The organism is Mucilaginibacter sp. McL0603, assembly GCF_049992945.1.
In the GTDB taxonomy this organism is placed as follows: Bacteria; Bacteroidota; Bacteroidia; order Sphingobacteriales; family Sphingobacteriaceae; genus Mucilaginibacter.
This window is the reverse complement of sequence record NZ_CP188251.1, coordinates 4543689-4566539: the sequence shown is the minus strand read 5'-3', so window position 1 is coordinate 4566539 and position 22851 is coordinate 4543689. Positions and strand designations below refer to the sequence as shown.

General features: G+C 41.8%; 15 protein-coding genes. 9 read left to right on the top strand and 6 right to left on the bottom strand.

Annotation, left to right across the window (positions count from 1 at the left end):
- Nucleotides 1-68: 68 nt before the first annotated feature.
- The 3 genes from ACPPVU_RS20900 to ACPPVU_RS20890 are packed head-to-tail and all read left to right on the top strand — an operon-like array spanning nucleotide 69 to nucleotide 3151.
- The gene (locus tag ACPPVU_RS20900; protein WP_426668678.1) at nucleotides 69-728 is read left to right on the top strand and encodes a TetR/AcrR family transcriptional regulator; all 660 of its coding nucleotides are present in this window, start codon (nucleotides 69-71) and stop codon (nucleotides 726-728) included.
- Nucleotides 709-2082 (top strand): TolC family protein, encoded by a 1374-nt coding sequence (locus ACPPVU_RS20895; RefSeq protein WP_426668677.1) that lies wholly within the window; start codon nucleotides 709-711, stop codon nucleotides 2080-2082. Before ACPPVU_RS20900 ends, ACPPVU_RS20895 begins: the two co-directional genes overlap by 20 nt.
- A gap of 16 nt (nucleotides 2083-2098) precedes the next feature.
- Entirely contained in the window at nucleotides 2099-3151 is a 1053-nt protein-coding gene (locus ACPPVU_RS20890; RefSeq protein ID WP_426668676.1) for an HlyD family secretion protein, read from the top strand.
- Nucleotides 3152-3264: 113 nt separating this feature from the next.
- On the opposite strand, the gene ACPPVU_RS20885 is transcribed toward ACPPVU_RS20890, so the two are convergent.
- From ACPPVU_RS20885 to ACPPVU_RS20870, 4 genes are all read right to left on the bottom strand, one after another.
- A complete protein-coding gene (locus tag ACPPVU_RS20885) occupies nucleotides 3265-3966 on the bottom strand; it encodes a dienelactone hydrolase family protein (protein ID WP_426668675.1) in 702 nt (233 codons plus the stop codon).
- 31 nt (nucleotides 3967-3997) lie between these two features.
- Nucleotides 3998-4837 (bottom strand): universal stress protein, encoded by an 840-nt coding sequence (locus ACPPVU_RS20880; RefSeq protein WP_426668674.1) that lies wholly within the window; start codon nucleotides 4835-4837, stop codon nucleotides 3998-4000.
- A gap of 274 nt (nucleotides 4838-5111) precedes the next feature.
- The gene (locus tag ACPPVU_RS20875; RefSeq protein WP_426668673.1) at nucleotides 5112-5573 is read right to left on the bottom strand and encodes a MarR family winged helix-turn-helix transcriptional regulator; all 462 of its coding nucleotides are present in this window, start codon (nucleotides 5571-5573) and stop codon (nucleotides 5112-5114) included.
- Nucleotides 5574-5758: 185 nt separating this feature from the next.
- Nucleotides 5759-7348 carry a DHA2 family efflux MFS transporter permease subunit gene (locus tag ACPPVU_RS20870; RefSeq protein WP_426668672.1) on the bottom strand — a complete coding sequence of 530 codons (1590 nt, stop codon included), beginning with the start codon at nucleotides 7346-7348 and terminating at the stop codon, nucleotides 5759-5761.
- Between the two features lie 424 nt (nucleotides 7349-7772).
- Between ACPPVU_RS20870 and ACPPVU_RS20865 the strand changes: the two genes are divergently transcribed.
- From ACPPVU_RS20865 to ACPPVU_RS20840, 6 genes are all read left to right on the top strand, one after another.
- Nucleotides 7773-9944 (top strand): DUF5703 domain-containing protein, encoded by a 2172-nt coding sequence (locus ACPPVU_RS20865; protein WP_426668671.1) that lies wholly within the window; start codon nucleotides 7773-7775, stop codon nucleotides 9942-9944.
- 4 nt (nucleotides 9945-9948) lie between these two features.
- The gene (locus ACPPVU_RS20860) at nucleotides 9949-11334 is read left to right on the top strand and encodes a GDSL-type esterase/lipase family protein (RefSeq protein WP_426668670.1); all 1386 of its coding nucleotides are present in this window, start codon (nucleotides 9949-9951) and stop codon (nucleotides 11332-11334) included.
- Between the two features lie 236 nt (nucleotides 11335-11570).
- Complete coding sequence (locus ACPPVU_RS20855; protein WP_426668669.1) at nucleotides 11571-14129, top strand: galactose oxidase; 2559 nt, start codon at nucleotides 11571-11573, stop codon at nucleotides 14127-14129.
- A 104-nt stretch (nucleotides 14130-14233) separates the two neighbouring features.
- Nucleotides 14234-16480: a GH92 family glycosyl hydrolase gene (locus tag ACPPVU_RS20850; RefSeq protein ID WP_426668668.1), complete on the top strand. Its 2247-nt coding sequence runs from the start codon at nucleotides 14234-14236 to the stop codon at nucleotides 16478-16480.
- A gap of 38 nt (nucleotides 16481-16518) precedes the next feature.
- Nucleotides 16519-17778, top strand: a complete 1260-nt coding sequence (locus ACPPVU_RS20845) for a glycoside hydrolase family 71/99-like protein (protein ID WP_426668667.1) — start codon at nucleotides 16519-16521, stop codon at nucleotides 17776-17778.
- Between the two features lie 166 nt (nucleotides 17779-17944).
- Nucleotides 17945-20206, top strand: coding sequence for a glycoside hydrolase family 3 N-terminal domain-containing protein (locus ACPPVU_RS20840; protein WP_426668666.1), 2262 nt, complete (start codon nucleotides 17945-17947; stop codon nucleotides 20204-20206).
- A 290-nt stretch (nucleotides 20207-20496) separates the two neighbouring features.
- Here ACPPVU_RS20840 and ACPPVU_RS20835 read toward each other — a convergent pair whose 3' ends face one another.
- On the bottom strand, nucleotides 20497-21768 hold the full coding sequence (locus tag ACPPVU_RS20835) for a glycoside hydrolase family 71/99-like protein (protein WP_426668665.1): 1272 nt from the start codon (nucleotides 21766-21768) through the stop codon (nucleotides 20497-20499).
- Between the two features lie 45 nt (nucleotides 21769-21813).
- Nucleotides 21814-22818 carry a family 43 glycosylhydrolase gene (locus ACPPVU_RS20830; RefSeq protein ID WP_426668664.1) on the bottom strand — a complete coding sequence of 335 codons (1005 nt, stop codon included), beginning with the start codon at nucleotides 22816-22818 and terminating at the stop codon, nucleotides 21814-21816.
- Nucleotides 22819-22851 lie beyond the last annotated feature (33 nt).

The following is a 22851-nucleotide window of genomic DNA, read 5'->3' as shown; positions in this document are numbered from 1 at the left end:
ATGGATAGGATACAAATTTTAAAAAGCACCTGGCAGATAGTTAATCACAAACCAGTGATCTAACGCCTGTGAGGAAGGAATATATGGAAGAAAGAAAGGAAAAGAAGGACCATATCCTGGATGTTGCTGAAAGGATGTTTTCAGAATTGGGATTTGAGAGAGCATCGACACGGGCTATCGCTGGTAAAGCTGATGTAAATATTGCAATGCTGCACTATTATTTTGGTTCAAAGGAAGGATTGTTTTTAGCAGTTTTTGAACGGAAGATTTCCTCGCTTAAAAGTTTACTCCAAAATGTAGGCAATTGTGACACACTCTCGTCATGGGGTAAGATGGAGACTTGCATCGATACTTTTGTTGACAGGTTTATTGTTAACAGCCGTATTCAAAAACTAATTAACCGGGAAATTTCATCCGGGAAAAAATGGAGTCTTACGGATAAGCTTACGGATATGTTTATGATCAACATCCTGGAGTTTAAAAAAATATTAATAGAGGGCATTAAGACCGGAGATTTTCATGCCTATGCTGACCCTGAAATGGTGGCAGCAACGATATTTGGAATAAGAACCTTTGTCATAAATACACCACAGCTTTCCTCGCTATTATTCGGCAACGACATTACGGATAAATTTCTGGCAGAAGAAGTCAAGCCCAGGGTAAAGACCTTTATAATAACATTATTGAAAGCTTACTTAGTGAAAGATCATGATTACACAAACAAATAAACCCGTTACCCGAAAGCTATTTAAAAAAATAGCACCACCCTTTTACCGATCCGCTACTGCGTTAATTGTAACCAGCTTAATCATTTGTACAAACGTCTTCGCACAGGAAAAAACCCTTACGCTTGATGAAGCTGTTAAACTTGGAATTGAAAACAGCAAGATCCTTAAACTTTCACAAAGTAAAATAGATCAGGCTGTATCCCAATATAATCAGGCAAAGGATAAGGCATTGCCTACCGGAAGCGCAGGGTTGACTTATTACCGTGCTGAAACACCGGTTAATAGCCTGGCATTTGGAGGTTCAACGATTTCCATACCTAAAAACACAAATCTGTACTTAGGCACTGTCTCATTGAATGAGGTCATTTTTGCAGGTGGCAAGTATAAGTATGCCCAGGAGTCTACTAAACTGTTGACACAAGTTTCCAGATTAGACGCGGACAAGGATAAAGATCAGATTACCTATGATGTGATCAGTTCATTTTATAACCTGTATAAAGTATTGCAGAGCAAAAAAGTAGTCGCCCAAAATTTGAGTTCTATTGATCAGCAGATTAAACAATCCCAACGTTTCTTTGATCAGGGCCTGGTTACCAAAAATGATGTGCTCCGCTTTCAATTGCAATATGCCAACGTAGAATTAAACGGCATCGATCTGGAAAACAATAGAAAGATCATCAATTTTAATCTTGATATTTTGCTTGGGCTGCCGGAAACCACTCAAATTAGCATCAACCAGATCCGGGAAGCCGATCGCCAGGTTAATTCTTTGAGTAGTTATATTGATACTGCAATGCTTAGCCGTCAGGAGGTTCAACAATTGCAATTACAGTCAAAAGTGGCTGAAACCAATATAAAAAGCATCAGGGCAAATCGGCTTCCTACGCTTTCTGCCGCGGCCAGCGGTTACTATGCAGATCTTGCTGCCAACCCATTGCCTAAATCAGGCAATTACATTACCCCGGTAACGGTAGGTTTAACTTTTGGCTGGAATTTCTCATCGCTATGGACCAACAAGAACAAAGTGAGCGAGGCTAAGATCCAACGCGAACAGGTGAGCATTAACCAGGGGATTACTGCTGACAATATCCGTAATGATGTTAACACGAGCTATGAAAATTATACCACGGCCTTAAATAAAATTAAACTGCTTCAAACTTCCATAGACCAGGCAAGTGAGAATGATAAGATCCTCGAATCGAAATATAAAAGCAATATAGCTTCGGCAACAGACCGGGCAGATGCCGAAATACTACTATACCAGGCACAGATCAACTTAGAACTGGCTAAAGCTGATGCAGGACTTGCTTATTATACCTTACTAAAATCAACCGGAAAACTTAATAAACAATAAAAATAACTCCAAGACAATGACACAGGAACAAGAAACACCACCCAACAAACCGAACAGGATATTACCTATAATCCTTGGAATTATACTTATAGGAGGTATCTTTTTCGGAATAAAGGAATACATTTATTACGGTAAACACGTTGACACCGATGATGCACAGATTGATGGGGACATCAGCCCTGTTGTAGCACGCGTTGGCGGCTATGTAGATAGTATTTATTTCCAGGAGAACACCCATGTTAACAGGGACCAGGTGCTGGTACAGATTGATGACAAAGATTATAAGATCAGGCTTGAGCAGGCTTTAGCGGCTGAAACCGGGGCAAGCGCAAGTATCAATGTTGGCCAGTCGGAAATTTCTGCTAATACCGCCAGTTCCTCCAGTGCAAAGGCTCAGGTAACATCTGCAGCTGCAAGGCTGGACAAGGTTACTAAAGATTACCAGCGTTATGCCAACCTGGTGAAGGACGGTTCCATTACACAGCAGCAATTTGACCAGGTAAAGTCTGATCTTGAGGTCGCTCAGGCAAATTACAATGCAGCCCAGGATCAGTACCAGGCGGCTCTTGAACACGTTGGAACAACCCGCAACCAGTTAAATGTTACGCATACAGGTGTATCACAAAGGCAGGTAGATGTTAACTACGCGAAACTTCAGCTTTCTTATACCGCCATTAAGGCGCCCGCAAGTGGATTGGCCTCCAAAAAAAGCGTTCAGGTAGGTCAGCTGGTCCAGCCTGGCCAGACCTTATTTTCTATTGTAAATGATAACAGTACTTACATTACCGCAAATTTTAAGGAAACACAGTTGGATAAGATCCGAAACGGGCAAAAAGTAGAAATTGAGGTTGATTCTTATCCTGATCTAAAGCTATCGGGTTCCGTTTTTAATTTTTCTCCCGCCACAGGTGCTAAGTTTTCTTTGCTGCCACCAGACAATGCGACCGGTAACTTTGTAAAAGTTGTTCAGCGGGTCCCAGTTAAAATAAAGATCCTTGCAGATAAGGAAACCATGGCAAAACTGCGCCCCGGCATGAGCGTAAATGTTTCTGTAATCATTAAAGATTGATGTTAATCTTCTTTGAAAAGAAAAAGCGGAGATCCCTGATTAGAGATCCCCGCTTTTTTATGTGCTACATATTAGGACTAGCTGCAAATTGCCTATAATTTAAAATTTGGCCATCATTTTAAACGGTCCTTGAAAAAGGATAAGGTCAGGGCCCAATCTTTTTTAGCAGCAAATGATGAATAAACGGAATGTTCCTTACGGGATTGATTATTATCATCAGCGATATATTCGTAGACATGCTTATGATGCGTATGTTTTAAAGCGTTAACCTGATCATAAACCTTATTATGGGTTGATTGTATTTCAGGTTCGTTACCATAAAAAAGCATGATGCGATCCAGGCTGGGTGCATTGCCCGTAAAACCTCCTATGCCATTTTTAAAGTAGGCCGCCGCCGCTAAATGCGGCAGTACTGTGTCTGCCAGAAAAGAAACCCTGCCGTCTGAAAAAAATCCGGCACAACCGATTTTGTCCTTTATTACTTTATCTTGCTGCAATAGCCAATTGTAAGATGCTTTTATATCGGCTGCTAAACCATTTTTTATAAAGACAGCATATTGAGGAAGGATAGTAGGTTTTACAATTTGATTAGCGCTGAGCCTTGCTGTAATCCGGCCATAAAGATCAGGCGCTACAACGGCATAACCTTTTTTGCGAAACGCTTCAGCAACATCACGTAAATGTTCCGAAATGCCAAAAGTTTCCTGCAAAAGAATAGCAGCAGGAAAATTACCACGACGGTCAGGAAAGGCTGCATACAAGTCAATTTCAGAACCGTCAGCTACTTTTACTTTATTGAACTCATGATTAATCATATCGAATGATTTAATTTCATTAATCTGTTATTTATTTGAGGATCAAAATCGGCTGATTAGCATTTACTGCAAGGGCATTGGTAATACTTTTATGAGTTAAATTACTGAAGAAGCTATAATGACCCGGTAGAGCTATAATAAGTTGAACTTCATTGTGTTCACTAAAATCAAGAATTCCGTGAACAACATTTTTGTCTTCGGAATAGTGAACCCGGTAAGAGTAGCTTTCGAGCATCTCTTTAAGCGCACCGGTATTTTCTTCTTCATGTGTACTGTTTATCTTTCCGGGATCTACATTTAAAACAATTAATTTAGGATGCAGCCATTGTTGTGATGACTGTAGTCCTTTTAAAATGGCCAATCTGGAAACAGCGGCAAAATCGCAGGGGACCAAAGCCTGTTTGATATTTTGGTAGTGCAGGCCTGCAGGAATAATCAATACCGGAACCGTACTCGTTTTGCTAATACTGATCACTTGTTCCCCAATAGGGCTGTGACCCTCCCTGGAGCTATGATCGCTTCCAATCATGATCAGGTCTGGTCGTTCGGCATCTATTGCCTCATGAATGGCCCTTAACAATGGGAGGTCACTGATGCCTGATTCTACTCTGACAGAAGAGCTGCACTTCCTTAGTAATTTATGGGCGATAAATTTTACATTGCTTTCGATTTTTTGCCTTTCATCACTTATTTCTTGTGCATCCATCTGTACAAAATCCGCCGAAGGCAGCAATTGTGCAGCCATAGAAGTGTAATATGATTTCAAAAGTATGATCCTTTCAACAGGAACATCCTTCACAAAGTCTGTTGCGTAGCGGATAACATTTCCGGACGTATCTGAAAAGTCAATGGGTATAAGTAATGTATTCATTTTAATCTTTGTTTATCAGTTTTACTTTTTATTTCATTGAGATTTAGATGAGCAAGCTAATGTTTACCTAACCTCAATAATCTCATTACAAGGGCGATTAAAAAGGCAGCAAGCCAAAACCAAAGCGTGAAAACCATTTCCCGTTCGAAAAAACCAATAAGCTTAATCCATAGCCTCTTTATGGATTTTTTACCAATTTCCATAGCACTATAAATATACAAATAATTAGTCAATAAATAGATAATCAAGTATACAACCTTTATGGCAAATTTTTTTATTCTTTTTTTAAATTACTCACCATTCTGCTGATGAGTGACACCCCATTTTGCAAATCTTCACAGGCAATTTCCTCTGAAGCCAGCCCATAAACTTCTGCTACCCAGGGATGCAAGATCTCCTTTAAGGTTAGCCCTTCCTTCGTTAAGAAAATCAGCTTATTTCGCCTGTCATTTTTATCAGCCAACCGTTTTACCATCTTACGTTTGATCAGGTTATCCAATAAATAGGTCATACTGGATTTATCCCTTAAAGTCCTGTCAGCGATTTCCTGCTGATTTAAGCCATCTTTTCTCCATAGGATACCCATTACTTCCAGCATTTCATAAGTGAGATTGATACCATGGTCCTTTATCTTTTTCTGAATATATTTTCTCGTGAAATTTCTCAGCTCCTGCATTAAATAGGCAAGTTCTACTGCAAGCTCGGTATTGGTTTTATTTTTTTCCTGTGTTATCATGAATTATCAAATTTAACCATTTCAATGCTACACTATTCAGGCGGATTTAGCGGGCCGCCTTTGAAAATTAATACATCGTTTAGATCAACTACGAAAATAATATAAAAATTCAATCAGTATTAAAAAATTAACAGATTGATTTTATAGGATAACAAGGTTATAAATAATAAAGTTATCCTGTTTCCCTAATGAGCTGCATCAGCGAGGCTGATTTTATTTTTACTTTTTGCGACAAATATGAGTACTACAGGGACAAAAATCAGGAACATGACGCCAATCCATAAAAAAACATCTGTGTAAGAAAGCAGGGTAGCCTGAGTGTTTACGGATCTGTCAAGCATAGTATAAGCGGTTTGCCGTGATGTTAAACTATCTAAGCCACTTTGGTGCTGTACGTGTGCAGCTAATTGAGCTACACGCTGTTGTACATTCAGATCGTAGGAAGGTAAATGAGTTATCAGTACATTCCGGTGAACTTGTGTTTGCCGGTAAACAAATGTCGAGATAAGCGCTACACCAAAAGATCCGCCCAACTGGCGCATCATGCCTGAAAAGGCTGCTCCCTGCCCAATTTCCTGTCCCTTTAAGGTAGATAAGGCCATCGTACTGACAGGTACTGATAATAAGCCCAAACCCAAGCCACGCACCATAAGGATCCAGAAGAAATTCCCGCTGCTGGTTTCAAGTGTGAGTATGGAAGATGCGTACATGCTGTAGATGAAAAATATCGTTAAACCAATTGCTATCAAATACTTTTGGGGCACACCCATTTGTATCAGCTTCCCAATCAACGGCAGCATGAACATCACAAATATGGTGGTTGGAAGTTGAAGCATGCCTGCCTGCATCGCTGTCCAGCCAAGCAGTGATTGCGTGAATAAGGGAAGGACAAAAGATGCTCCGTAAAGTCCAAAACCCAAAATGAAGGATAGCATTATCCCTATCCTTAAATTGGGGTTTTTTAAGACCCGCAAGTTAACAATAGGATATGCATACGAGAGTTCCCGCCATATAAATGTTAAGATACCTAATGTAGCGGTCGCCGTAAGTACAATGATTGTTTTACTGCTGTACCAGTCATCTTCCTGCCCTTTTTCTAAAACGTATTGCAAAGACGAAATCCCAATGGTTAATAATGCAATTCCCAACCAGTCTACCTGGCTTACCGGCCGCTTTTCTTCGTACTTGGGGCTTCTTACAAAGCTCAATGTAAGCAATGTTGCAACTATTCCAACAGGGATATTGATGTAAAAGATAAAGGGCCAGGAATAATTATCTACGATGTAACCGCCGAGTGTGGGGCCAAGCGTAGGACCCATAATGACCCCAAGCGTGTAAATAGCCTGGGCCATGGCTCTTTTTTCGGTTGGCCAGCTTTCTGTAATAATGGTTTGGGAAGTTACCAATAAGGCCCCTCCGCCTAAACCCTGTATAAAACGAAAAATCACCAACTCCCAGATAGAAGTAGCGTTTCCGCATAGAAAGGAACAGACTGTAAAAACAATTACTGAAGCGGCAAAGTAATTCCGCCGGCCAAATTGCTGGGAAAGCCAGCTGGTCATTGGTACAATGATAACGTTTCCCAATGAGTAGGCGGTAATTACCCAGCTGATCTCGTTCAGGGTGGCCCCAAGATTACCGCGCATGTCATTGATCGCCACATTTACTATCGTCGTATCAATGATTTCGAGCAGGGCACAAAAAACAGCCGTAATTGTAATAATAACTCTCCTATAACCATACTCTACTAAAGAAAATGAAGATGCAGAATTCATATTTTTTATAATTGATGAATAAAGTTATATATTTGATGGTCAATTATAATACTATTTATTTTTTTTATAATTTTGTATGACACTTCTATTATAATTTAAGTGCATTAAGGCCTTGAAAGGGGAACCAGCTGATAGTTTAGCAAGTAATGATCTGCAAGGCCATTTAGAAAGCTCTTCCTGAACCATTCTTTAAAAGGTTCTTTAGGATCATATAGCCAAAATATGGTTTTAAAATTCTGGTAGTTTCGCGGTTAATTTTTTTTTAATCTTTTATTAAGTCCTGCCAATTTATTTGTATCATCAATTAAACAACCTGATTCATTCAGCATCGAAAGATACTCATGATAAAATTGCGGCTTAGGGTTTAACTATTCCCGGTTGAGCTATATTGTTGTTTAGTTTTAGACGATCATCTGTACAAACCATGACTAGAAAAGTACCACAGTTAGCAGCAGCTATTTTATTGTTTATGACAGTAGCTTACGGCAGTTTAGCAAAGCCGGTAAACAAATTCACGTACCAGCAGCCAATTTATACCCTGCTTGATAGTTATAATGTTCAATGGGATGTACCCGGCCCGGGTTCGGCACAATCTATGCCATTGGGCAATGGGGATATTGGGCTTAATGTATGGGTTGAAAAAAATGGCGACCTTGTTTTTTATATCAGTAAAACCGATGCCTGGGGCGGCGAACTTGACGCCCAAAAAGATGAGTGGATGAGGCAAGGCGGTGTACTGATGAAACTGGGAGCCATCCGGGTGTCAGTAAGTCCCAATCCCCTGGTTAAAAGTTCGGTCTTCAAACAAATACTGAAGCTTAAAGATGGTGAAATATTAGTGCAGGAAGGGCTAGGGAACTCTGCGGTTAATTTCCGGGTTTGGGTTGATGCCAATCACCCGGTAATACAGGTAGAAACTAAAAGCGCCAGCCCCGTCACCGTAAAGGTAAAGCTCGAAAACTGGCGCGCCGGTTTAACAGATACAGTTTTAAATGATCAAAAAAACCGTGTAGCCTGGTATCACCATAATTCAGCAACAACTGATCCGCACCTGGCCAATTTGACCTTTGGCGCCATGATCAAAGGTCATGGATTAATTAATCAGGACAATGTGACCATGCAGTCTGCAAAATCGGTTACTGCCCAGCGTATCTCTATTTATCCCTTAACATCTGTTGCAGGCAGCGGCCAACAATGGCTTGATAAACTTGAGCCGCAGGTAAGTAAGCTTGAAAAGCTTAAGCCAGAGCAAACATATATCGCCCATCAGCAATGGTGGAAACAGTTTTGGCAGCGCAGTTGGGTATTTATACATGGCGATACGCTTGCCAATAAAGTTACGCAGGGTTATGTTTTACAGCGTTTTGTTACGGCATGCGCAGGCAGAGGGGTATATCCAATAAAATTCAACGGGTCTATTTTTGTAGTGGATAACCCGGCAAAAAATGAAAATGCTGATTTCCGTGCGTGGGGCGGACAGTATTGGTTCCAGAACACCCGGCCAATGTATTGGCCACGGCTCATGGCCGGCGATTTTGATATGATGCTGCCATTATTCAACATGTATGCCAATATATTACCCGCTAACGAAGCCCAGGTTCAGCAATATTATCATCATGGTGGCGCTTACTTTGCAGAGACTGCTCCTTTTTGGGGCGGGCTCAACTTTATGGGTCCTGATGTAAAGGCCAATTATACCAACCACTACTTTACGCCAATACTGGAGCTGAGCATGATGATGCTCGACTATTATGAATATACTGGTGATACAGTTTTTGCGAGGAAAACTATGCAGCCGGTGGCTGCAGCCGGATTACAATTTTTTGATCAGCATTTTACCCGCGACAGTACCGGTAAGCTTTTACTTGACCCGGATAATTCTATTGAAATGTTCTGGAAAGTACATAATCCCGCACCCGATATTGCCGGTTTGCATGCCGTACTTAGCCGGATGATGGCATTACCTACCAGTATGGTTGATGAAAAAACGCGATCGCAATGGCAAAAACTCTATAATGAGCTGCCACCTTTGCCAATGGAAAATACTAATGGTAAAACTGTGCTTTTACCTTATACCGGCCCCCAAACTGCAAAATCATTCAACAGCGAAAACCCCGAACTATATGCCATATATCCTTTCAGGCTTTATGGTTTGGGTAAGCCCGGCCTGGATGTGGCTGTAAATACCTTTAATGCGCGTAAACAGCGTGCAAAAGGTTGCTGGGTTCAGGACCCTATTCAGGCGGCCATGATAGGGGATGCTGATGTGGCTAAAGACTATGTGAGTTTTGCCTTAACCCGTAAAGATCCTCATTTTAAATTCCCTGCTTTTTGGGATAAAGGAAATGATTATAGTCCCGACGAAGATAACGGCGGTAACGGCGAGAATGGCCTGCAGCAAATGCTGATGCAGGTAGATGGCAAAAAGATAATGCTTTTGCCCGCCTGGCCCGTCGGCTGGGATGCCGTTTTTAAACTTAATGCCCCATACAACACGACTGTAGAGGGTAAGGTGGAAAAGGGAAAGCTTACTAATCTAAAGGTAACACCCGCGAGCCGCCTTGCTGATATTATAGATATGACTAAAAAGAACTGACCTTATGAAATTTATTTTAAGTTTACTTTTAAGCTTATGCATTGTTATACAGTTAAAAGCAGGTACAAGAGTAACTTGTATCGGGGCAAGCATCACCTACGGATATGGACTTAAAGACCCTTTAACGCAATCATACCCGGCGCAACTGCAAAAATTATTGGGGAATAATTATGTGGTCAGCAACTTTGGCGTAAGCAGCGCCACGATGCTGCATAAAGGCGACCTGTCTTACTGGAATACACAGGCCTGGCAGCAGGCATTGCAAAGTCGGCCTGATATCGTGTTTATTGACCTCGGGGGTAATGACAGCAAACTGATAAACCGTGTTCATTTAAATGAATATGAACAGGATTATCATGAAATGATTCAATCTTTGGTGCATCTGCCATCGCATCCACGCATTGTGCTGCTGTTGCCAATACCTTCGTTTTTAACAGATACCAACCAGATAAATGATAAGGTAATCGTTAATGATATTATCCCCCGCATCAGGCGTGTAGCTTATGATGAACACCTGGAGGTGATCGATATGCACTCCATGTTCCTTAACCATGAAAGCTGGATGCCAGACAAGATCCATCCAGATCTGGAAGGGACTGCAATGACTGCCAAAAGATTGTATGATGTGATCATCCAGCCAAAAGATATCAGCTTTGATATTTTTAACAAAATAGAGCAGCCCTATAAAGTGAGTTCTTTTTATGGCTATCCCTGTGCCGAATTTACTATTGACGGGAGGGATTGTAAAGTGGCCAAACCCAAATGGGCGGCTGTAGGGCATCCGTGGGTGTGGAGGGCGCGATTTTGGGGTCACGAGCCACAAACTGACATCGCTTTGCTCGAACGTGGTTTCCATATTGTCTATTGCGATGTTGCCGAATTGCTTGGCAATAATGAAGCGATAAGCCACTGGAATAATTTTTACAAAATGCTCAACAATGCCGGTTTAGGTAAAAAAGCTGTACTTGAAGGCATGAGCCGGGGTGGTATCTACATTTACAATTGGGCGGCTGTAAACCCGGACAAGGTAGCCTGTGTTTATGCTGATAATGCTTTGCTTGACCTGCGTTTTTGGCCGGATACTGCCATACTTAAACAGGATTATCATTTAACAAGCGCCGGGCAGATAGGCGCCTTAAAAGCAAGTCCGATAGATAAAATACCACAGATAGTAAAAGGCGGTTATCCCATGCTCCACATTTTGGCAGATGAGGACGAAGCGGTCGATCCTTCAAAAAATACGCTTTTGTTTGAACAGGAGGTAAAAGCACTTAATGGATCGATAACGGTTATACATAAGCCTGGTTTTAAGCACCATCCGCACAGTTTGCCCAATCCTGCACCGATTGTTGAGTTTATTTTAAATGCAACAGGATACCAAATACCCTGAATAGTTTGTATTTTAGTGGTTAAAATGGTATCAATATTTATTAAATTAATACCAATTGCTTAGCTCACTTTCATTGCGTTATTGCTTATATCGTGCTGCAATTTTTTGAAATGTAAACTGTTTTATTGTAATTTAGCCATTGCAGTTACCTAAACAGGGTTCTTGTTTTTTGGCCTAAAATTATAAATTACAGAGCAGATACTTGAGGTATAATGCTTGGGGGTGTACTTATCGACATGAGATTTTTTTTATTGGGTGTAGTCGCGGCTATTTTATTGAATGTCCTTTTCATATTGCCAGTCAATGCGCAATCATATGGGCTTGGTTTTAATAGTCACGAGGTAGTACAGGATAAGCGTACTACATTAGATCTGGGCCTGGACAACATATCTCCAAAAGATAACCTCGAAGTCTCTTTTGATCTTTCCTTTATTCCCAATCACGAAATTTACTTCGGTTACATATTAAGGCTTATTGGCGATGACAAGCAAAACATCGATTTAGTATATGATAACCAAGCCAATATCAGGCATTTCAAAATAATTATAGGTGAGCAGCTTTCAAAAATATCGTTCAATATTGATGACAAGTTATTATTTGAACACTGGAACAGGCTGAGGATATTGATAGACTATAAGAACGATAAGCTCACCGTATTTTCTGGCCGTGAATCATTTTCAGAATCCGGTCTTCATCTGAAGCAAAACACCAACTACAAATTACTGTTTGGTGCAAACTCTTACCGCCAGTTTCAAACCACCGATCTTCCTCCCATGAAATTAAGGGATATTAGTGTTTTGCAAGGCAACAAACTATTATCCAACTGGCCGCTTGACGAATGGCAGGGCACTGTGGCCAATGAAACAGTGCATCAGAATAACGGAATGGTGAAAAATCCTTTATGGATAAAGGCACGCCATCGTAACTGGCAAATGGAAAAGGAATTTACAGTACCCGGCGATGCCAGCCTGGCCTTCGATGCCGCAAACGAAATGGTCTACATCATTTCACCGGACTCGTTGGTTACATTCTCATTAAATAAAACGCCACAGTTAAAAAGCGTAGCTTACCGTTCGGGAAGGCAACCATTAGTGCCAGGCGACCAGGCGTTGTTCAGCAACGACAAACTGTATTATCTTTATATAGACCAGAAGGTCATAGCCACTTATGATATTAAAGATCAGCGATGGAACAAGGCTTTCAAAAACCCGGAAACCAATAATGGTCATCTGAATAAGTTTTTTTGTAAAACAGATAGTTCCATATATACCATTGGTGGATATGGACAGCTGGTATATAAAGACAGTATCAAACGTTACAATGTAATTACCAATACCTGGCAAAATATTAAGGGTAAAGGAGATGTATTTACTCCCCGCTACCTGGCCGGGTTGGGCTCCAATGCAAACGGCGACACGGTTTATGTTATCGGCGGATACGGCAGCGCATCTGGCCAGCAGATAGTAAACCCGCGTAACCTGTATGATATGATGCGTTTTACGGTTAAAGATAAAACGTTTAAAAAGCTGTTCAATATTGATGTAAAAAATGAGGACTTTGTATTTGCCAACTCTTTGGTAATAAATGGGAAAGACAAATCATACTACGGCCTTATTTTCCCTCAGCATAAATTTAATTCAAATCTTCAGCTCATAAGCGGGTCACTTGATAAAGGAGTGTATCATTTGGTGGGGGACACCATTCCTTACCTGTTTCATGACAGGCGCTCCTATGCCGATCTGTGTTATTTCCCCCATAGTGGCAAATTCCTGGCTGTTACTCTTTTTAAAGAAGATCAGCAAACAAGGATCAAGATATATTCGCTGCTGAGCCCGCCCGAGCCTTTAACTAATCAGATCGCAGAAATTGCTCCTATAAATTATTTCCTGTGGATTACGATTGGGTGCACAGTTGCACTGGCGCTTGCCGGCTATCTGTTGATTTATTGGCGTAATAAAAAAGTAGCGGTACCGGTTCAAGGGGCACCAAAATCTGCCGAAGAAGTGCCCGTGAATATTAATCCTATCGAACAAGGTCTGTTAGCAGACGGCGACGATCATTACAGGGATGTCAACAAGAACGCTATTTTCTTATTTGGCGATCTTCAGCTTTTTACACCTGATGGGCAGGAGATCACTAAATATTTTACACCGCTGCTAAAAGAATTGTTCCTGGTTATTTTAATGTATTCGGTAAAGCTGGATAGGGGGGTAAGCTCCGAAAAACTGAATGAGATACTTTGGTTTGATAAATCAGAAAAAAGTGCGCGTAACAATCGTTCGGTTAATATTGCAAAGCTCAAATCGCTGCTTGATAAAATGGGATACTGCCATTTATCAAAAGATACCGGCTATTGGAAAATCGAAATCGATTACAGCTACATACGGGTTGATTATCATAGCTATTTGAATATTGTATCAAATAAGACCAAACTCAATAAAGAAAAAATAATACTGCTTACCCACATTACCCAAAGGGGTAATTTTTTATCAAATATTGAATATGAATGGCTTGATACTTTCAAGTCAGAAGTGTCTAACGAAATAATTGACTCATACATTCTATTTGCAAACAGCATCCAAATAGCTGATGATCCGGAGTTTTTAATAAAACTGGCCAATGATATTTTCTATTTTGACCCGGTTAACGAGGACGCTATGATCATAAAATGCAAAGCTCTGGCACATATCGGAAAACATTCCCTGGCGAAAAACGCTTTCGAGAATTTCAATAAAGAGTACAAAGCCATTTATGGAGAAACCTTTGAAAGGGATTTTAATTCAATTCTTGAATAATTTTGTTACAAACATCATTTTCTTTCCCTATTAATCAAATATTAATAGTTCATTAAGCTTTACAGGCAATTTTGGAGCTGTAAACCAATTATAAATTTCAACAAATGGTTATTTCTGTTTTCCGGTTGCTAAAGCCGGTCGTTTTCTGCACTTTGATAAGTATTACCGTGGCAAATAAATGCGTTGCACAAAGTACCGATGGTAATCTGAGCTATATTGATCCCCGCATTGGTAATGTAGGACAACTATTGGAACCAACACGGCCAACCATGCACCTGCCCAATCAGATGATCAGGATGTATCCCAAAAGGGCTGACTATATTGATGATCAGATCTCCAGTTTCCCTTTGAATATGGTCTCACATAGGCTGGGAGAAGTTTTCGCGATAAAACCCGACAACTCACCGCTTACGCCTGGCTCTTGGGATCAAAAAATGCCTTACGACCATGATCTTGAAGTTACCCGCCCCTGGTACTATTCAACTTACCTGATTGATAAGGACATAACCGTTGAGTTTACCCCTGGCAAAAAAGTGGGCATGTACCGGTTTTCTTTTCCGGCTAAAAGTGTTGCTAAAAGCCTCCTTTTCAACGTGTATAACAATGGCGAGGCAAAATGGAGCTTTACAGGCGGCAATGAGATTACCGGCATGGAGACCTACCATGATGATATTAAAATTTATGTGTATGGGCAATTCAATGCAAAAGGAACGGCAGGTGTGATTAATAACAATACGTTATCAAAACAAATCTCGATAGACGGTAAAAGTGCTAAGTCGTATATTACGTTTACAGTCGGCACACCGGACGTTATTGAGTTTAGGTATGCTATATCTTATATAAGCCCCGAGCAGGCAAAGCAGAACTACAAAAACGAGTTTACCGGGGTTGATTTTGCTGCTTTAACGCACGCTGCTAAAAACGCCTGGGCAAAAGTGGTTAACCAAATCGGGATAGAAGGCGGCACAGAAGCACAGCGCCGCTCCTTTTATACCGCACTATACCGCAGCAATGAGCGTATGGTGAACATCAATGAAGACGGGCATTACTATAGCGGCTACGATAAAAAAATACATGAAAGCACAAGACCATTTTATGTTGACGATTGGGTTTGGGACACCTACCTGGCGCTACATCCGTTAAGAACTATATTAAACCCGGCTATGGAGTCGGATATGTTAAACTCCTATGTAGACATGTACGAGCAAAGCGGATGGATGCCTACTTTCCCGGTTTTGTTTGGTGATAACCCGTGCATGAACGGTTTCCACTCTACAGTTATGTTCCTGGATGATTACCGTAAGGGGATTCGTGGTTTTGATATAAACAAAGCCTACGAAGGTGTTCTGAAAAATGCAACCCAGGCCACTATGCTGCCATGGAAGAACGGCCCTAAATGCGAGCTTGATGATTTTTATTATACCAAGGGTTATTTCCCTGCGCTGCAAAAGGGAGAAAAAGAGACTGTAAGCCTGGTGCATTCTTTCGAGAAAAGACAAGCTGTTGCAGTAACGCTCGGTGGCAGCTATGATGATTGGGCAGTTGGCCAGTTAGCAGCCGAATTGGATAAACCAAATGATCAGGCCCTGTTTGCAAGGCGCGCCACCAATTACAAAAACCTGTGGAACGACGATAAAAAGATGTTCATTCCCAAGGATAAAGATGGCAACTGGATCGATATCGATCCTAAATTTGATGGCGGCCTGGGCGGGCGCGATTATTATGATGAAAATAACGGCTGGACCTACCTGTGGCAGGTTCAGCATGATATCAGCGGCCTGATCAATTTAATGGGCGGCAATAATAGTTTCCAGAACAAGCTCGACCAAACATTCCGTGAAGGCCTTGATCGCAGCAAATATGAGTTTTGGGCTAAATTTCCTGATGCTACCGGTTTGGTAGGTCAGTATTCCATGGGTAACGAGCCCAGCTTCCATATCCCATACCTGTATAACTACGCAGGAGCCCCCTGGAAAACCCAAAAACGTGTACGTTTTTTGCTTGATGTGTGGTACAAAGACAACATTTTCGGTATCCCCGGCGACGAGGATGGTGGGGGCATGTCGGCCTTTGTGGTTTTCTCCTCAATGGGATTTTATCCTGTTACGCCTGGTAAGCCTGTTTATACCATTGGCAGTCCTGTTTTCAGTAAGGTCACTATCAATCTGTCCAATGGAAAACAGTTTAAAATGGTTGCGCATAATTGTTCGGTGATCAATAAATATATTCAGAGTGCTAAGTTTAATGGCCAGGTTTTAAATAAACCATGGTTTACACATGAGCAACTGATATCCGGTGGAGAACTTGAACTTGAAATGGGCCCGAAGCCCAATAAAAACTGGGGCATCTGATCTAAACAAAAAAACAAACACATATAAAATTTATCCTGATGAAAAAACAAGTTTTTAGCATCTTGCTGCTACTGCTATGCGCTGTTGGATATGGCCAGCAAAAGCACAGTAAAACATCCGCATTTAAAAGTTATAAGGGCCTTGTAATGGCCGGTTACCAGGGCTGGTTCAATGCACCCGGTGATGGCGGTAACCGTGGCTGGAACCATTACCTCTCTCATGGCAAATTTGAACCGGGTAGTACCAACATAGATATCTGGCCTGACGTAAGCGAGTATAAAAAAACTTACAAATCACCCTTTAAGCTGGCCGATGGCAGTGATGCTTACCTGTATAGCTCGTATGATGCATCATCCACTGATACTCACTTTAAATGGATGCAGGAATACGGGGTTGACGGTGTTTTTGTACAGCGTTTTATTGCTGATGTGCAGCGCGGAGCCGGTCGTCATCATAACGACGTGGTTTTGGGCAATGCGCTCAAATCGGCACAAAAATACCACAGGGCAATTTCACTGATGTATGACCTTTCGGGCATGAGGGCCGGCGGCGATTCCCTGGTAATCAAAGACTGGAAGCACCTTGTGGATAGTATGCGATTAACCAATCGCGGCAACAATCAAACCTGGTTGTATCATAATGGCAAACCGCTGATCGCGGTATGGGGTGTTGGCTTTAACGATAACCGCAAATATAGACTGGCAGAAGCGGAGCGGATTATTGATTTTTTAAAAAATGATCCTGTTTATGGCGGATGCGCCGTGTTACTTGGGGTACCGACTTACTGGCGCGATTTTGGGAGCGATACCGAAAAAGAACCGCACCTGCATGATCTGTTGCGCAAGGTGGATATTGTCCATCCCTGGTTTGTGGGAAGGTTTAATGAAACCGCATACCCCGCATTTCAAAGCCGTATTGCCGATGATATTGACTGGTGCAAAGCAAATAAGCTTGAATATGTACCCACTGTTTTTCCAGGGTTTAGCTGGCATAATATGAACCCCCACAGCCCGCAGAACCAAATCCCACGCAATAAGGGCCATTTTTACTGGAAACAAATTACGGGAGCCATCAAAAGCGGTGCCGATATGCTGTATGTAGCCATGTTTGATGAGGTGGACGAGGGCACAGCCATCCTTAAAGCATCAAAAAATCCACCAGTTGGATTAAGCACTTTTGTTACTTATGAGGACGGTATCCCGAATGATTATTATTTATACCTGACGGGCTATGCCGGTAAAATGCTTAAGAAACAAGTTCCCCTGCAGGAAAATGTTCCCCCGCCGGTTCACAAATAAATTAATTGTAACAAAATCTGAAAATACTGATGCCTGTTAATGCATTATTAATCACTTATTAGTTACCCGGCATAGTTTAGTCTTGTAAATCATTAATAAGCCTGTATGATAAGGCATGCTGCAGGATTATGTTAAAAAAATCACTTTTATCACGTTGTAACATCGTATGAAAAAAAAGAACACCCTGATTTTGGGTCTTTTAATACTAACGTTTTGCTCATTTAACAAACCGGATCAGCCCGCAAAATCTCCTTACAAGAATGCTGCCTTGCCGGTGGATGAACGGGTTGCTGATCTTTTAGCCAGGATGACTACTGCCGAAAAAATCAAGCAACTGGATATGTACTGGGGGCACGAGGTTGCCAATATGAAAGGGCACGAAGCTGAGTCAATGTCAGATAGCGCAAAGATCAATATTGGTACGGAAGGTATTGGTTCGGTACATGATCTTTATCCTTTAAACGCAACTGTCACTAATCAGATACAGCGTTACGCACTCGAAAAAACCCGCCTGGGCATACCCGTTTTATTTATTGAAGAGGGGCTTCACGGGTATGAAAGTTTGGGCAGCACCACTTTCCCAACGCCAATAGCTTTGGCCGGGGCATGGGATACAGCCATAGTACATAAAGCAGGACGCGTTATAGCAACCGAAGTACGTGCACATGGCGTTAATATGATATTGGGTCCCGTACTTTGCCTGCCGCGCGATCCCAGGTGGGGGCGGGTGGAGGAAACCTACGGTGAAGACCCTTACCTGGCTGCCGCAAATGGAGTAGCTATGGTAAAAGGTTTACAAGGGAATAAATTAAGTGATCCTGATGCGGTAATATCTGAGCCAAAACATTTTGCCGTACATGGTATACCCGAGGCCGGAAGTAATACTGCCCCTGTAAATATGGGCGAAAGAGAGGCCCGTTCATCGTTTTTATACGTATTTGAAAAGGCAGTTAAAGAAGGTGGTGCTTTAGGTATGATGGCTGCCTATAGTGAGATAGATGGCATTCCCTGTGTAGATAACCGCTGGTTATTGAAAGATGTGCTGCGTAAAGAATGGGGCTTTAAAGGTTTTGTATTGTCTGATCTTGGAGCTATAAAGATGTCCCTAAATAATCACCAGATTGCATCGAGCCCTGCTGATGCACTTGGCCAAACGTTTACGGCCGGGTTAGATATGCAGTTTTATGATTTTCCGCATGACCAATTTTTAGATGCCATGACGCAGGCTTTAAAAAATAAACAGCTGTCTTTAAGTGATCTTAACAGGGCGGTATCAAACGTGTTGAAGGTTAAATTTATGCTGGGCCTGTTTGATCATCCTTATATTGATGAAGAATTACTTAAAAAAGTAAATCATACCGAATCAAGCCGTGCCTTAGCATTAAAGGCTGCGCAGGAAAGTGTCAGCTTGCTGAAAAATGAAAATTCACTTTTGCCATTAGGGCCGGGCATGCATTCAATTGCAGTTATTGGTCCGCTGGCTGAGAGTACTTACCTGGGCGGATATGCTAATAAGGAAGGCAAAGGTATCGCTATAGTTGACGGTTTGAAACAAAGGGCCGGGAACAGCCTGGACATTAAATATGAAGAAGGTTACTCGTCAGATACATCCGCTGCAACACAAACCGAACTATTGCAAAAGGCAATAAGTACAATTAACAATGCTGACGTAGCCATAGTTGTTTTAGGTGAGGATATAAAAGAAATAGGCGAGGGCAAAGACCGCTCAAATCTTGACCTGAACCAGCAGCAAACCCGACTTATTGAGGCGGTGTATAACACCGGCAAACCTACTGTGGTTGTGCTTTTCAATGGCCGTCCTTTATGTATAAACTGGGTAGCCAAAAAGATTCCCGCCATAGTTGAATCATGGTTTTTGGGTGATATGGGAGGGCTGGCTATTGCCGATGTATTACTCGGAAAAGTTAACCCTTCAGGCAAGTTACCGATGACTTTCCCGCGCTCAGTAGGGCAATTGCCTTTTTATTATAACCATAAACCCACCTCAAGACACAAGTATGTCGATCAGGATACCTCGGCATTATTTCCTTTTGGGCACGGTTTAAGCTACACTACTTTTCAGTATTCGGGTTTAAAAATTACACAGCCTCACATCCCGCTTAATGGTTCCGTTACTATCAATGTCAGCATAAAGAATACCGGCAAAGTTGAAGGTACAGAAGTAGTGCAGCTTTATCTTCGGGATGTTATTGCCAGCGTTACAACGCCTGTAAAGTCATTAAAAGGATTTAAACGCATTACCTTAAAACCAGGTGAAAGCGGCATAGTGCAGTTTAATATAGATAACAAGGAGTTAATGCTTTGGAACAGGGAGATGAAACAGATTGTTGAACCCGGCGAGTTTAAAGTTATGATAGGCAGCTCTTCAGAAGATATAAGAGCAAGAGATAGTTTTTATGTGAAATAAGCTTGATGTCAGATGTGCGGATTTCAAATGTGCGGATGTGCAAATGATAGATTAGAAAAGTTTAAAAATAAATTAAGACATTTTCCACATAGAAAAGATATTCTGGGGTAATTAAAATAAACCGGAATTTAGTTGATGTTATCAGATACGTTGATAGCGTGTGTGTCCGGGGTGAGATACGGACACACTTATTTAAAATTGATCAGTAAAAAACCCCCGCGATCTTTGGTTCGCAGGGGTTTTTGCATACTGTTGTTTTGTTTAATTGTACGGCTTAACAAACGATTTATTTACAGCACAGGCTTGGTTGGCCGTGTTGCTGTAAGTGGTATAATACCTTTAAACATTTTGGCGCCATCACCCGTAAGCCTTAAATAATAATCTGAGGAACAAGGAGTACCATCCTCATCAAGCGATCTGAAATTTGAACCGGCCGGAACAAAATCCTGGGTTTCAGCAGTTTTGGCGATCTGGTTGCTTTCATTATACTCGTCAAACATCGAGATATAAATACCCTGGCAGCCAACTCTTTTCATATTATAAAATTGCCTCCACATAAAATCACCATGTGCCCGTTGGCGGGCACTCAGATCACCGGGTAAAACACAGGGTTGGTAGTCAATGCCATTGCCATTACAATACGCCTGGTCGGCTTTGTTTACGTTGGCGAAAAAGCCGTCAGATTCATTTGCATTGCCAATTCTTCCAACCATCCAGGGCGACAACATATCAAAAGCCCTATACGTGTTTAAAAAATCAGGACGGGAATCACTGTTCTGATCACGCCAATGCGTGGGTACGCCGCCAATTACATAACAGCCCTTGCTTTGGAACCATTTGATCACATTAAGACAAGTTGCTGCGGTAAAATTGTGGTTATCGTCACTAAACCCAAAGCCCCAGATACATACCACCGGTTTACCATTTTGCATGGCATAAGCAGATGATGCAGTAAGAGCCGACATTTTGGTTGTCCAGTCGGTTTCCATTTCTGTAGCCATGTTTGTCCAGCCGCTTACATCGTACATGATATAAAATTTAACACCGTTCTTTTCGGCGGCTATTCTTACTTTGGTGGCCATCGCATCACGGACCGGTCCTTCAAGGCCGCTTGGATTGAAACGCTGCAAAGCCGCACCGTCAATACCATAGTCTTTCATCCATTTAAACTGTATATCAACAGTTTGGTCGCTGAAAGATGAAAATACCCTGGCCTCGCTGCCATTATTAAGGTTAGCATAGTCTGTTTTAAACGTACTGGTATAATCACGTACGTCCGGCCATGCCGATATAGCGGTATTGGTTGGCGAAGGTGGGTTTTCCCATATGTTTGACCAATGCCAGAACCTGTTTATGGGCGAGCCGTCGCCAATAGCAGCAAACCAGCCCTGATAACCAACAACGACTTTCCCCACTACATCACCTACCGGCGAAGGGGTAAGATCGACTGTAGTAGTATCCGTTTTTGGCGGTGCTGGGGTAGGAACATGTTTTTTTGAACAACTACTAACTACGGCAAACAGCGTTATCAGTAACAACGCCTCAAGATTTCTTCTTCTCATGTTCTTTAGTGTTTGGAATGTAATGTATTTATTCGTTAGATGCATTTATTTTTTTATACCTGCTAAGTCTGTTTGAATAATTTTTCTGATAGTACCATCGGCGTTGTAATAAAGCTTATTTACACAGATGGATCTCAGCCAATCATTATGTGAAAGTGAACTGTTGTGATAAAATGCATACCATTGCCCCTTAAATTGAACAATTGAGCCGTGGTCAGTAAAGCTGTCTGTGGGGTCGATGTATACGCCCCTGTATGACCATGGGCCAAGCGGGTTTGTACTTGTGGCATACCGCATTCGGTTATATTTGCCAGCCTCATTAAAATTATCCGCGTATGACAAGTAATACAGTCCATTTCTTTTGTGTACCCATGTTGCCTCGTGAAAATCAGTAAGTCCCTGCATGGTTTGCATTTCGCCGTCAATTTCCATCATATTATCCTTAAGCTTTCCACCTTTACAAATATTTCCGCCACCATAATAGAAATAGGCTTGTCCGTCATCATCCACAAATACACATGGGTCGATTAGTGATTCGAGCCCCGGTATGTATCCCTGCGACTTAAAGCCGCTTGCAGGGCTCTTGCTGGTTGCCACACCTATTTTCCATGTATTGCTCCAGTCCGTTTCGCTTGGATGCGGGAAATAAAAGTAATAGGTGCCGTTTTTATAAGCACAATCAGGCGCCCACATAAATCCGCCTTCTGGTCGCCCCCATGAAACATCGCTGGCACGCAGTATTTCCCCTTCATCTCTCCATTTTACCATATCGTCCGTCGAATAAACATGGTATTGATCCATCAGATCGCAACCACGGGGAGGGTCTATGTCATGGGATGGATATACATACAAACGCCCATCGGCCCAAACGTGAGCTGATGGATCTGCTGTATAGATCTGCGCAACAAAAGGATTTTTAAATCCATCGCCTTTAGCATCCTCAACAACTGGTTCCGGCGTATTCTTGTCGGCATCGCCTTTTTTTGAACACCCACCTGTTGCCATAATCAACGCTGTAAAAAGGATGATATGAATTGTTTTTTTGTTCATAAGATGGGTCTATATGATTGGCTTAACGTCAGT